This is a genomic window from Hyphomicrobiales bacterium (assembly GCA_002869065.1).
GTDB lineage: Bacteria > Pseudomonadota > Alphaproteobacteria > Rhizobiales > Rhodobiaceae > Rhodobium.
The window spans coordinates 79,417-91,668 of sequence record PKTR01000003.1 but is presented as its reverse complement, the minus strand read 5'-3'; the positions used below and the strand labels follow the sequence as shown (position 1 = coordinate 91,668).

The following is a 12,252-nucleotide window of genomic DNA, read 5'->3' as shown; positions in this document are numbered from 1 at the left end:
ACGCCGAACTTGTCGCCCATGCGCGGGATGTTGCGGTTGGCCCACGATCTCCAAGCGGCTAAGCTGTTCCGGCAAGGATCATCTGCAGCCGCTCGGTTGCGGTTGGCCCACGATCTCCAAGCGGCTAAGCTCGTTTTTGAAAACACGCGCCTTGAAGAACTGTTGCGGTTGGCCCACGATCTCCAAGCGGCTAAGCTGTGGAGGGCGGCGACGCGACGCTGCCGCGCGTTGCGGTTGGCCCACGATCTCCAAGCGGCTAAGCTGGTGACGTGGAAAACCCGCCCCTGAACGCAGTTGCGGTTGGCCCACGATCTCCAAGCGGCTAAGCTTCATCGGTATTGGCGGCGCGGCCGGATCTGGTTGCGGTTGGCCCACGATCTCCAAGCGGCTAAGCTCGCGGGTGCGGTTCATCAAGCATATCTCAGTTGCGGTTGGCCCACGATCTCCAAGCGGCTAAGCTCTGGATGGACCCGACAGCGGCGCCGGATCCGTTGCGGTTGGCCCACGATCTCCAAGCGGCTAAGCTCTAGCGAGCCATCCGTCGCCACATTGGCCGGTTGCGGTTGGCCCACGATCTCCAAGCGGCTAAGCTCATAAAAATTATCGTTTTTTGTTGGTACCAGTTGCGGTTGGCCCACGATCTCCAAGCGGCTAAGCTCGGTAGGGGCATCTACGTCAGGGTTTTGCGTTGCGGTTGGCCCACGATCTCCAAGCGGCTAAGCTCGCGGGTGCGGTTCATCAAGTATATCTCAGTTGCGGTTGGGCCACGATCTCCAAGNCTCCAAGCGGCTAAGCTCTGGATGGACCCGACAGCGGCGCCGGATCCGTTGCGGTTGGCCCACGATCTCCAAGCGGCTAAGCTCCGATTCCACCTCTCTAAGCCACACGGAGGCGTTGCGGTTGGCCCACGATCTCCAAGCGGCTAAGCTCTGCCCTGCGATACCTATGACCGCGTCGAGGTTGCGGTTGGCCCACGATCTCCAAGCGGCTAAGCTCCTTCGACATGGCCGCGCGCGACGCCGGCGTTGCGGTTGGCCCACGATCTCCAAGCGGCTAAGCTGAGACGCACGCGTCTCTTCATCGTTCTTTGTTGCGGTTGGCCCACGATCTCCAAGCGGCTAAGCTTCGAATAGACGTTGTTCACGGCGATCACCGTTGCGGTTGGCCCACGATCTCCAAGCGGCTAAGCTCGAGCGATTGGTGAAGCCGGTGCCGATGGTGTTGCGGTTGGCCCACGATCTCCAAGCGGCTAAGCTGCGATTGGCCAGATGTGGCGAGAGGGCGCCGTTGCGGTTGGCCCACGATCTCCAAGCGGCTAAGCTTCGCCCGCGTGGTCGCCACCTGCAACGCCCGTTGCGGTTGGCCCACGATCTCCAAGCGGCTAAGCTGCTTGCCGTTCTTGCCCATCACGTCCATCCGTTGCGGTTGGCCCACGATCTCCAAGCGGCTAAGCTGAGGGGGTGATGCCGAAGCCCTTTTCCCCTGTTGCGGTTGGCCCACGATCTCCAAGCGGCTAAGCTGCCGTTGTCGAAATAGGGCGAGATGAACCGGTTGCGGTTGGCCCACGATCTCCAAGCGGCTAAGCTGAAATGAACATCGCCTGTCGCACCGACCTCGTTGCGGTTGGCCCACGATCTCCAAGCGGCTAAGCTTGATATCCCTCTAAAGCCCGGATTTTCCGGGCTTTTTTCTCTTTAGAAGCACGAAAAACCGGCCCCGGGTCGTCAAAACAGGGCGAGCTGAGCCGGGTTTTCAGGCCTGTGTTCACGTTTTTGTCCTGCGAAGATTCGCGCATTGCCGTATTGCTTGTCGGTAATGGTGACGATGTGGACCTTGCCTTCGTCCGGCCGCGCCTGGGCGATCCGGCCGATGTATGTTTCGGCCGCCTCGCGGCTTTCTGCGAAGCGAAGATAGACGGAATACTGGGCCATTTCGAACCCTTCGTCGAGAAGGAGGTTGCGAAACTTGGCCGCTGCCTTGCGCTCGGCGCTGGTCAGGACCGGCAAATCGAACATCACATATAGCCACATCATCCGATACCCGCTCATAACTGGATAGCGCGAAGTCACGACGTTCCCTCCAACGGCAATGCGCGGTTCGGCAGATCGAGTTTCTTCGCTTCTCCGGAAAAGCAGCGCGCCAGCGACAGCGCGACGCGCCCGAGGCAACTGGAAACGGGGCTTGCGCCTTCTGCCGTGCTCATATCGGTTGCAAGAATGCGTGCCATCTGCGGTTTGGTTTCCCGGTCGACACTGCAACGGCCTTCGTGGATCAGATCGTAGACGAGCAGGTCGACAAGCGGCCGGAACGGTTCCATCAGATCGTCGGCTAGGGCGAAGGCATTGCCGCGTTGGCGGTGCGACAGGCCGAGACTTGGGTGCAGGCCGGCGCCCATGATGGCGCGGGCAGTTCCCGCCCGCAAAACCGTGTAGGTATAGTTGAGCATCGCGTTGATGCCCTCCGCCTGCCTGTCGCGGCGGAAGTCGGCGCCAAACAGGAGGGGCCAGTAGCGGCGGGCGGCCTGCGCCTCGACATTGTCGGGGTCGCCGGCACGAACCTTACGGGCGAGCAGTCGGAACCCTTCGTGTTCGGCGCCCACGGCGGCCAAGGTTTCCCGCTGGCTGTCGATCTTGGCAACAACGAGTTGGCTCCACAGCCGTTTTCTCAGGGGAACGGCGGCGGCAGCCTGATCGGCCATGCGGCCGGCCTGCTCGTGATGTGCCACCGCACTCCACAGGGTCGCCGCCGGGCGAAAATTGGCGCCACAAACGACAAGCGGTGCGCCGCGTTCGGCAAGCGCCACCAATAGATTGTTGGAGTAGGTGATGCCGTGGGCGTTGGCGATCACGGCGGCAATATCGTCGAGGGGCACCCGGCCAAGCTCGGCCCCATCGGCGCTGACGGTGAGAAACCCCCTGTCGCGGGAGAGGTGGCGTCCATCCTCGGCGATCTCGACGATCCGGCTTGCCATTACGTGTCCTCGGCGTAGCTCACCCTGCCAATCGGATCGACGCGGACGCGGCGCGCGTCGGCGGCCTGCAAACGCTTGAAGGTGGCAAAATTCCAGCGGAAGGGATCGTCCCCGGCCTTGTGCCGCTTTTCGAAATTGCCAGCGTCGGTGTCGCGGACCAGGCGGATGCGCTTTGCAGAGGGTTCGAGGCGAACGACGCGCCAGATGCGGCGGCCTTCGCCGAAATCGGCTTCCACGAGGTCGCCGTTGTGGACCCGCATGACGAGCCTGGCTTCAGGATGGCGGCGGCGCCAATCGGGCTCGTAGCCGGGTTTGTTCGCGTCGAACACGGAAACACCTTCGCCGGACCACTCACCATCGACGAGCGAGAATATCTCGATGCGGTGATTGTCGCCGGGGATGTAGGCTTTCTCGAACCCGTCGCCATGGGTGACTTTACGCGCGGTTTCGTTGGTTTTCAGGATCCGGACCCGGCGGATGCCGTTCCTGCGGCCGTATTCGGCGAGGGCGGCCTCTGGCTTTATGCCGTCGCGTCCCGCTTCGTAAACGATCTGCTCCAGCGCCTCGCGCAGCCGGGCATCGCGCACCTGTCCGATTTCCCGATCGCTCAACTGGTCGATCGGTTTGCGTGTCACCAGATTGAAGTGTTTGCCGTCGATGTCCGCGTCGACCAGCCCATAGGCGGTTTCAGCGTGCAATTTGCCGGAGGTGACATGCACGTTGCCCTGCGCGCCGCGGCCAAGACCGTGGTCGGGTTTGTGACTGATCACCATGGCGTCGAGCGCCGCGCGTAGCGCGTCCTTGTAGCCCTCGAACGGCTCCGGAAAGCGGCCCTTTTCCGCCCAGCGGTTGAGATCGAGCTCCTCGGCACGTCCTGAGGCGGTGGCCACCCGTTGCAGGATGGCCCGGTCGGTGCAGGCGATGACGAACGCATCGAGCGCATGATGGCGATGGTCGTCGCGGTTCTTGACCGAACCTCCGTCGCTGTCGTTGCCGATCCGGTTGTGATCGGAAAGCAGCGCGTTCAACCCCCAAAAGCCGCGTAACATGGCGGTCAGCCGGCCGGGCGTCGCCCAGACTCGCTTGTTGCGATCTTCGCCGAAGAGGTGGCCGAGATAATCCTTGGCCAGACGCGCAATATGCTGACTGTCGGTAAGCTGTCGGGCAAGGAAGTCGTCTTTTGCCTCGAACTTCTCCATTGCATCGGGGGCGAAGCGCCACGCCTTGCGGGGAAACAACCGTTTAGCGCGCTCGTGGATCTCCCGCAGTCGCTCACCCTGCCATTCGGTGACCTCGGCGGGCGCGCGATTGCCCTTTTCCCGGTTGGCCTGGCGGGTGCACAGCACCTTGTTGGCAAAGCCGTCGTCGAGTGTTCTCGATCGTGGCAGAATGTGGTCGACATCGACCTCGCTCGCCTCGATCATCGTCCTGCTGATCGGCCGCCCGGTATAGACGCAGATCCGCTCCGTCGGAGACAGTTCGCGATACAGCCGCATGATGAGCCGGTTGCCGTGGCTATAGGCGAGACCCATTTGAGCCAGTTCGGCGCGGATTTCCTCGTTTGCCTTCTCGTTCTCGCGGTTTTGACGGGTCGTCTCGTCCTTCTGTTTCTTGTTCTGTTTGAGCTCGCGCGCCAGTTCCAGCACGATCGCGGTAGGCGGCCCATATGCCTCGATGAGGGCATTGACCACTGCTCGTATCTGGTTGAGAGCGATGTGAACGGTGGGGTTCGGTACGCGACCGATCCGCTCCTGACTGTTTTCCGGAGCGCGCGGGTTGGCGATCACGTGACGGGCCATCGCGGTGCCATAGTAAGGCAGGCGGGCGTGGCGTCCGGCTTCCATGTTCGAATGGTGCAGGCCGAGATGCTCCACCGCCTCGTCGTAGGTGAGCGGTCGCGGGTAGATCTCGCCGGTCTTCGGATCGACCGCCTCGGCGCTGATGTTCTCCATCACGTCGACCAGATCGGCGAGCATGGAGCGGCCGATATGGGCGTGGCCCTGGGGCAGGCGGGCGTTGGCCGCCGCTTCGGCAGCATCCTCGGTAAGGCCGCACTCCTGGCGAAGCCAGCGCGTCAGCGCGCGCTCATCGGGCTCGGTCAGGAGGTTTTCGACGATTTCGGTTTGTCGGTGGCGGGAAAGGCCGCGCCAGCCCTTGCCGAAGCTGGTTCCCTTGCCGGTCTTTGAGGTCTTGGCAAGGACGGCTGCGGTCTGGTCCGGATCGAGGCCCTTGCGCTTGCCGTGCTCCAGGTTGAATGCCGCGTCGGCCGGTAGTTTCAACGCTTTCCTCATGGCCGCGAATGTGACCTGGGAGGCCTTCTCGGACAGGCTGCTGACGAGCGCGTTGCGCTGCTGAATGGAAAGCTTGCGGGAACGGCGTCCCGGCCGTTCGATCTCCAAGTTGGCGACTTCCATCAGGATGCGGAAACGCTGAAAGAACGGCAGGGCGCGTGGCGCGCGCTCTTCGTGTGGGCGAAAGGTGCAACTGCCGACCAGGGGTTTTTGCAGCGGCCGCTGCTCGATGATGATGCGTTTCAGCCGCTTCAGGAGGGCATTGGTCAGGGCGTCGTGGTGCGGGGCTTGCGCCTGCCAGATGGCGTCCAACTCATGCTCGACCATCGCACGGGTCGGATAGAGGTCGTAGAGCACCTTGTTTCCCTCGCTCCGCGAGCGGAAACGAACGCCGGTATCCGTTGGATGGGGTTTGGGATTGCCGTGTGCCTTGCCGATGCGTTTGCCGAGACGGTCGACGAGATAGCCCTCGCGGTCGCGGCTGTTGCGCTCGGCCATGAAGGCGCCAAGTGTTGGCGCGCCCGAGGCTTCGAGCTGTTCGGCGAGCGCCTTCATGCCGGCTTTCATGGCGCTGCCCTCGTCGTCGTCACCGTCGGCGATACGGTTCGACAGGAAGCCGCGGCGCTGGTTGAGATGGAAAATGGCGCGTCCGATTTCGTGAAGGGGAAGGGGCGCACGCAAGGCGGCGGCTCGCAGCCAATAAGGGTCGAGCCGCTCGTTCGCCTTGCGATCGGCCTCGCCGGAAGGCATCAAGCCGGCAGCGATGAGGGTTTCCATCAGGCGCTTCTGGCGACGCAGGAACCTATCACGGCGGCGGCGGGATGAGCGTGCAACGCGGCGATTGGCAGCCAAGGACTGCTTGGATTGCGGGTCCCGGCCGGCCTCTTCGTTCGGAGTAAGAATGCGTACGCCGGCGTCGAGCACACCCGACGGTACGCCATTGCCGTCAACGGTGACGGCGCACCAGCCGATACTGTTGGAGCCGACATCGAGACCTAAGCGGTAGGGGGCAGCCATGGTTGTTCTTCCAAAAATCCTGAAAACCTTGGAAAGTTACGACATTCAACTTGTAATGGAAAGTCGATGTGTTACTGTGAAGTTGGGTGACCATTAGCTTAGCCGCTTGGAGATCGTGGGCCGCCCGTTAACAAGCACTTTGAGTGCACAAAATTCTCATTGCGAGAAGCGCGGCGGGTTGCGGCCCGCCGTTTGCTTTTTCAGAGCATCCCGTTCAGATCGTCGGTTTTGAAAGCACAGCTTATGGGCTTGCGGAGTCCGTTCGCCACACTTGAAGGCCTTCCAGCCGGTTTATTGACGGGGGCTTAAGAACGAGATTGCGAGTTTTCGGGAGTGGGCTATTTGCGCCCCAACGTCCATAACGGGACTGCCGTTGAGGGCGTTGCTGATCCGATAGCAGAGACCTTGAGCGGGTTCGTGCGACTGAGGTTTCGCTTGCCGATGTCGAGGCGCTTCGCGATGAACGGGCGTCCCGGAGTCCCGGCAGCCCGACGGGCGGCGTGTGGCAAAGAGATCGAGCGTGCCCGCGTCGAGATTGGCTATGCCAGGGAGCGGCTAGACAAGGCGCTCAGTCCTTGGCGTGACGCGATTTTGGCCGCGGCGGATGCAGACCTTGAGCAGGCAGCTAACCTGGCGGGTGACGCGATCGCAGCGGCGAAAGCGTTGCAGACCTGGGAGCAACATATTCGAACCTGGCGTTCGCCGGTCTTCGGCAGTGTGGAGCCTGGGCGGCAACACCGTGGGATCGACTCTTTGGAGCTGCCGCCGGATGCGTCCGCCGCGCTCACGGCATGGCGGCAGGCGTACAGGCGAGAATTGCACAGCTAGTTCGGCTTTACCTCGGGCCGAATAGTGGTGGGGGGTCATGCCTCCGCCGATCCGAAGCTGTTGGTGGTGCTTTTGCCAACCCTCCGTACGCTGTCCGCTTCGATCAAGGGAACCCTGCCGGCGCGAGTCGGTGGGGTTCTTTTTGTTTTGCGCGAGTGTGCAGACCTACTCGACTCCTGAATGAAAAAGTGAAAACCTCCGGCTGTATTTGTGTGGGAGGTTGCCATGCATCGGTGGTTTTTCGGGTTCGTTGTGCTTGCGTGCGCGACCGTTTGGGGCGCGGAGCCAAGTGCGGCTCAGCAGTGGTTCTATTCTCAGGACGACAGTGCGTTCGGGACCGGGGGGAAATACATCGCCGTGACCGCGAACGGCATGGGCTATGGGTTTGGGCTTCGGTGTATCGGAAGCGGTCCCGAGGTGCTTTACACGACGACAGACCAGAGCCTCGACCGTGAACAGGTCACGCAGTTCAATACGTTGTTCTCGCCAAGCATTTTGGTGCGTGTCGACAACGGCGAGGTCATGAGAATAAAAGGGCAATTCGTCCTGATTGACACTGGCCTGGCGGTGTTGGCCGATGCGCCCGACGATCTGGCTCCGCAGATTCGTGACGCCAAGCGGCGCATCTCTGTTGCCATCGAAGCCATCGACATAATGCACGAGTCGAAGTTCGGGGTACGCGGATCAACGAAAGCGATTTCGCAATGGATGGCGGATTGTGGCAGCGGCAACAGCATACGATGACGCCGAAACGTTCAATGATCGGTTCAACCCATAGGCTCTTGTTCGTATCTTCTGCGCTTCTTGTCAGTGCTGGTGGTTCTGCGGTCTGTCAAGATCGGGTGTCGGCTTTGGACGTCGCGTTGGCCCCGGCAGCTTTCGAGAACAAGCGTGTGCTCGTCGAAGGCTGTAAGATTCTTGGCGCATCGTTGGACCTAATGCTCTGCAGCATTGAAACGAAAACGGGAAATGTCGGCACTATCGAAGTGAACGCCGACAAACTGAACATCGCCGACCGGAAGCGCGCCTTAGAGGAATGCGCTGACTTTTCGCCCCTTGAACAGTGCGAAGTCGAGGTTCTCGGGGACGTAGACCGCGCCAACGACGGGTCAGCGGTGATCGTTGCTGCCGATTACAATTGGCGCTCCGATTGAGCGTCTTTCGCTTTGGGCGAGTGCGATCGAAGGTGCTGGCATCTATCAAGACGTCTGCTGCAATCCCGCGGCGCTGTCAGTGCGGGTATATCTGCCGCTGAGCGGTCTTTCCAAGTGTGCCGCTAACTCTGCGTGGGAAACCCCAAACGCCCGTCAGCGGGCTTCCCTGGCGCTCCTGTGCACGTTTTAGGGACCGTATAAGCGCCGGCAGCACCGCGGGGCGCAGCACCGCGGCTGCTCGGCCAATTGGTTCCGTGCTCAAGGGGTTCTTCCCCCTAAGTCAGTGTTGCTGACCTTTTTGGATGCTTTGTTGAATTTTGTCGATCAAGTGAAGTCACAAAAATCACAATAAAAACAATTGGTTAATGAAATTTTTTGCTTGCCAAATGCGGTTTTCGCCGGCAGGCTTCCTTCGTCACAACCGGAGGAATTTTGAAATGCTGCTTTCCGATTTGCGCTCAATTCCGCGAAACAAACACTCGGACTTTCTGGACCGCTATCTTGTCGAAATGCCGGGCGATCGGGCGGCCTTGCTTGACCGCATCAAATACGTGCGTTGGCACATGAACCGGCGTTCCGGGACAACCCTTTGGCCGTTGCGTAGCGCGTTGGCCAGGCTGCGGCGTTCGATCGTAGCAAGGGAAGCGGATGCAGAGCGCGCACGTGAACTGGCTTCACGCGCTGCCGGTATCGCGGCGGAAAGTTGGATAGCGCGTGGCCCGGCCACCGCACTCACGGCGGTTGCCGCCGCGCTCACGCTCTATCCGGAATGCGTCGCCACGGATGGTGACGGCGGCGGGCTCGATCTGGCTGCATAACAGGGCGCCACGGGATCAAGAAATTGTCAGGTCGTGGCCGGGGCCATTGCTTTGCCGAACGGGGGGGGGCGGCTCCAACCGCCCGCCCGAGCGGCGGGGGGTATGGGGGGTTGGAACACACCCCGTCGGGACCCGGTTGGAACCTAGGTTGGCATAGGGTTGGAAGCAGTTGGGGAAGGCGGGTTGGAACACGCTGCCGCGGAGCGTAGCCGGTGTCTTCGCTTTGATGGGGGGCCTTCCGTTACATTTACGAGTTGGCCCGCCGCCAAAAGCCGGTTCATCGAGTCGGTGTATTCGCTTGCTGTGAAGCCCGCGTGTGATCCATCTTTCGCGAAGAGGCGGGGAGCGTATATGCTTGAGGGTGATGCGCTGACCGGGCGGCCTTCGCGGTGATAACGTTCCACCAATTCAAGGAACGTTTCGTCGATTTGCGCGATGAGCGCTGACTTGTCGCTTTCCGTTTGCTGTGCCGTTTTGGTCGTGAACAGCCCTGCTTGCCAGCGGCAGCGGATTGTCCCGCCAACAGGTCCGTAGTTGAGTTTTTTTGTTCGCAGGATTCGGATATCGGGATCACGTTCCAGTTGAGCCCCGTCAAGCACACGTTCGAGGTAGAGGCGTGACCGCGCGCTATTTGACCAGGCGGTGGAGCCGGAGGTGCCGGCCTTGCTCGAAAGCCCCGTTTGGCTTGGGTGTGCGAGCATAAGCACGGTGCACCCGTGTTTGGTCGCCCACCCCCGTAGGAAACCCACGAATTGGCGAACATGACCTCGCACGTTTTCGTCGCCTCCGAACGTGTCGGCGAGAGTGTCAAGAACTACGAGAACCGGTTTGTGTTCTACGATTGCGGCTTCTACTGCCGCGAACAGGGTTGTTGGCTGTATGTAAGAACGAGTTTTGTTCGAAGCCGCCAGCACCGCACTATCTCCAACCAGGGTGACGACATGCAGCGTCGATAGTGTGCTGAGATCGATGTTGGCGCCCGCTGCAATGGCTGCCAACCTTCTATGGATTTCGTCCTTGTCGTCTTCGGCCGAAATGAAAAGGCACGCCCCGGTTCGGGGTGTTTTTTGTAGCCAGTCGGTGCCGCTTGCAACGGCAACGGCTAATTGCAACGCCAGCAGGCTTTTTCCCGTTCCGCCGTCGCCGTAGAGCAGTGTCACGTTCTTGTGAGGAATCAGGTCTTCAACCAGCCACTCCCGCGACGGGGGCGCGGTTCCAGCGAACTCGCTTGCGGCGAATATGTCGAGGCGCCGCTTGCTTGCAGCCTTCCTCGCTTCGTCTTCCCCGAGATCGATCTCTCCGAACTCTGCTTTGGCCAAGCGCGCGCCGAGTGGGTTCTGACCGTAGCTGTATGCGTTGGCGACCTTTTCCTGCAGGTCTGCCGGCTGCCACGGCGGGCTGGCCTTCTGTTCGTTCCAGTGATCGAGCAGTAGGTCCAGCGCGAAAGTTTCGCTGATCCCGAAATCACGCATCCTGGCGGCGACCTCGAATGTCTTCGGCTCGCCTCCGGCGCCTTCGATCGCCTCGGGCGCAAAGTTCTGTAGCCAGTCGGTCGCCTTCTCGATCGAGGCCGGCCGGTCCAGCTCGATCATGGCGGTGTTGGTCTTGCCGGACACCTTGATCTTCGATGTGGTCGGGTAGGCTTCCGCCAGCGCCGCCAGCTCATAGCGTGGACCGGTCGAGATCTGCACCTTGGCCGAGCGCTCCGTCCGGTCGGGGTTCTTTGCGCGCTTTTTCTCGGTCGGCAGGTTGAGCGTGCCCGGCAGCCGCATGATCCGCGCGAGGTCTTTGACGGCAGGGTCGCTGTCGAGTGCGTCTGCCATGGCGCCGTTCAGTTCGTAGACCTTGGCGGTGGCCGGATCCGTCGACGGGATTTTTTCCTTGAGCAGCCAGAATGCCTGCACGCCGCCGCCGCTGTCGGTCGTGAAGGTCGGCTGCTGCAGTTGCATGTCGACGACCTGGTTGCCGCGGGCGATCGCGTCGTCGATTTTTTCGCCTTCTTTCGAATCGATATCGGCCACCACGGCGCGCACGGTGCCGATCTGCGCGGCGCGAAGCTTTCCGTGGGGTGCGTCTGCTGCCGGTTCGTTGACGCTGAAATAGAGGTTTGCCTGGCCGTTCCAGCGCTCGGCAAATTTGTCGATGCCGGTCCAGTCGCCCGGCTGGAAGGTTTGACCCACGGGCGCGCCGTCGAGCGGAATGGCGACAAGGTTATGCCGCCCTTCAGCGTCGAAGGCTTTCAGAAAATCGGAAGGTTTGTTGAATGCCTTAGCCATACCACGGCACCCGCGCCATTTGGAAAACGCCCCCGCTTGTCGTGAGAAAGGTCGCTGCCGACGGCGCGTGCCGCGATATTTTCTGAAGCCAGAAGAGAACCCGTTCTGCATGGGCGCGGACCAAGACAGCGCGCTTTTTGGGTTCACGCCACACTTCGATCAAACCGGCCACTTGGTAGTATTTCGGCGCCTGCAATGCCGGGTGCGCGCGAACCGTCGATGACCAGCTTTCGACGATCGCGATTTGTGCTGCGAACAGTGCGCGTTCGAGGTGGGCGGGATGAAAGCGGTCTTCCCGCGACAGGCTTGTGTAGCTGTCGCGGTCGTCAATGATCGTGAGCAGACCGGCGCCTTCACCGGGAACCAGCAGCATTCGCCCGCGTCTGTCGACCTTTTCGACCCGGAACCCCTGCGGATGCGGTATCGACTCGCGTGGATCGAGGATCGTTTTCGAATTGTATTTTTTCACCAGCTACCTCGTAAACACGGCCCCGCCGGCACGATGAAACGCCGGGGTGGCAAAACACTGGATTTAATGGGCAGACGGTCGCTAGGTGCGGATCTGTTGGCGACTTTCAATCCATGCTTCAACGTCGTCGCGACGGTAAGCGTTTTTGTTTGGTGTCAACCGGAAAGGGGCCGGAAACCCGTGCCGCCTGCGCAGGCGCCAAAGCGTCACTTGGGTTACGCCACCGAGAAGGCTGAGAACGTCGCGCGTGCTCAAAAGGTTGTTTTCCACGGATGCCTCCAGATATCTTCAGTTTTCGGAGGGGTCTCAATGGCGGCGCTGATGTCTTTTAGAAATACCGGAGTCGGGCGTTTTTCAGCCGTGACGATTCTTTTCGCCGGGTTTTCGTCCGCGACGGACTCCCTTCGTCCACGCTGCCAGGCGGTCTC

At 61.1% G+C, this 12,252-nt stretch carries 9 protein-coding genes and 2 CRISPR repeat arrays (1 of these 11 only partly in view); of the genes, 4 read left to right on the top strand and 5 right to left on the bottom strand.

The features are described 5' to 3' along the window. Positions 1 to 778: direct repeats of the CRISPR family, unit length 26 nt; unit sequence GTTGCGGTTGGCCCACGATCTCCAAG (it extends 629 nt beyond the left edge of the window). 48 nt (positions 779 to 826) lie between these two features. Further along, positions 827 to 1,652: a CRISPR direct-repeat array (repeat unit 36 nt; unit sequence GTTGCGGTTGGCCCACGATCTCCAAGCGGCTAAGCT). Between the two features lie 72 nt (positions 1,653 to 1,724). Genes cas2 through cas9 form a run of 3 tightly spaced genes read right to left on the bottom strand, consistent with a single transcriptional unit; the run spans position 1,725 to position 6,279 of the window. Beyond that, entirely contained in the window at positions 1,725 to 2,030 is a 306-nt protein-coding gene (gene cas2, locus C0606_11140) for a CRISPR-associated endonuclease Cas2 (protein PLX37317.1), read from the bottom strand. Between the two features lie 35 nt (positions 2,031 to 2,065). Continuing rightward, positions 2,066 to 2,971, bottom strand: coding sequence for a type II CRISPR-associated endonuclease Cas1 (locus tag C0606_11135; protein PLX37065.1), 906 nt, complete (start codon positions 2,969 to 2,971; stop codon positions 2,066 to 2,068). Next, positions 2,971 to 6,279, bottom strand: coding sequence for a type II CRISPR RNA-guided endonuclease Cas9 (gene cas9 / locus C0606_11130; protein ID PLX37064.1), 3,309 nt, complete (start codon positions 6,277 to 6,279; stop codon positions 2,971 to 2,973). Before cas9 ends, C0606_11135 begins: the two co-directional genes overlap by 1 nt. A 333-nt stretch (positions 6,280 to 6,612) precedes the next feature. Between cas9 and C0606_11125 the strand changes: the two genes are divergently transcribed. The 4 genes from C0606_11125 (at position 6,613) to C0606_11110 (ending at position 9,079) form a co-directional block, all read left to right on the top strand. Next, entirely contained in the window at positions 6,613 to 7,107 is a 495-nt protein-coding gene (locus C0606_11125) for a hypothetical protein (protein ID PLX37063.1), read from the top strand. 210 nt (positions 7,108 to 7,317) lie between these two features. Then, the gene (locus C0606_11120; GenBank protein ID PLX37062.1) at positions 7,318 to 7,851 is read left to right on the top strand and encodes a hypothetical protein; all 534 of its coding nucleotides are present in this window, start codon (positions 7,318 to 7,320) and stop codon (positions 7,849 to 7,851) included. Between the two features lie 14 nt (positions 7,852 to 7,865). Beyond that, positions 7,866 to 8,261: a hypothetical protein gene (locus tag C0606_11115; protein PLX37061.1), complete on the top strand. Its 396-nt coding sequence runs from the start codon at positions 7,866 to 7,868 to the stop codon at positions 8,259 to 8,261. A gap of 437 nt (positions 8,262 to 8,698) precedes the next feature. Next, positions 8,699 to 9,079 carry a hypothetical protein gene (locus tag C0606_11110; GenBank protein PLX37060.1) on the top strand — a complete coding sequence of 127 codons (381 nt, stop codon included), beginning with the start codon at positions 8,699 to 8,701 and terminating at the stop codon, positions 9,077 to 9,079. Positions 9,080 to 9,222: 143 nt separating this feature from the next. Here C0606_11110 and C0606_11105 read toward each other — a convergent pair whose 3' ends face one another. Together C0606_11105 and C0606_11100 are read right to left on the bottom strand one after the other, a co-directional pair. Beyond that, positions 9,223 to 11,466: a hypothetical protein gene (locus C0606_11105; protein ID PLX37059.1), complete on the bottom strand. Its 2,244-nt coding sequence runs from the start codon at positions 11,464 to 11,466 to the stop codon at positions 9,223 to 9,225. 439 nt (positions 11,467 to 11,905) lie between these two features. Continuing rightward, positions 11,906 to 12,106, bottom strand: a complete 201-nt coding sequence (locus C0606_11100; GenBank protein PLX37058.1) for an AlpA family transcriptional regulator — start codon at positions 12,104 to 12,106, stop codon at positions 11,906 to 11,908. Positions 12,107 to 12,252 lie beyond the last annotated feature (146 nt).

What these genes read in the sequence shown, in the direction of transcription:
- C0606_11110 (PLX37060.1), top strand. Translation starts at nt 8,699, where the DNA reads ATGCTGCTTTCCGATTTGCGCTCAATTCCGCGAAACAAACACTCGGAC.
- C0606_11135 (PLX37065.1), bottom strand. Translation starts at nt 2,971, where the DNA reads ATGGCAAGCCGGATCGTCGAGATCGCCGAGGATGGACGCCACCTCTCC.
- C0606_11105 (PLX37059.1), bottom strand. Translation starts at nt 11,466, where the DNA reads ATGCAGAACGGGTTCTCTTCTGGCTTCAGAAAATATCGCGGCACGCGC.
- cas9 (PLX37064.1), bottom strand. Translation starts at nt 6,279, where the DNA reads ATGGCTGCCCCCTACCGCTTAGGTCTCGATGTCGGCTCCAACAGTATC.
- C0606_11115 (PLX37061.1), top strand. Translation starts at nt 7,866, where the DNA reads ATGATCGGTTCAACCCATAGGCTCTTGTTCGTATCTTCTGCGCTTCTT.
- cas2 (PLX37317.1), bottom strand. Translation starts at nt 2,030, where the DNA reads ATGTGGCTATATGTGATGTTCGATTTGCCGGTCCTGACCAGCGCCGAG.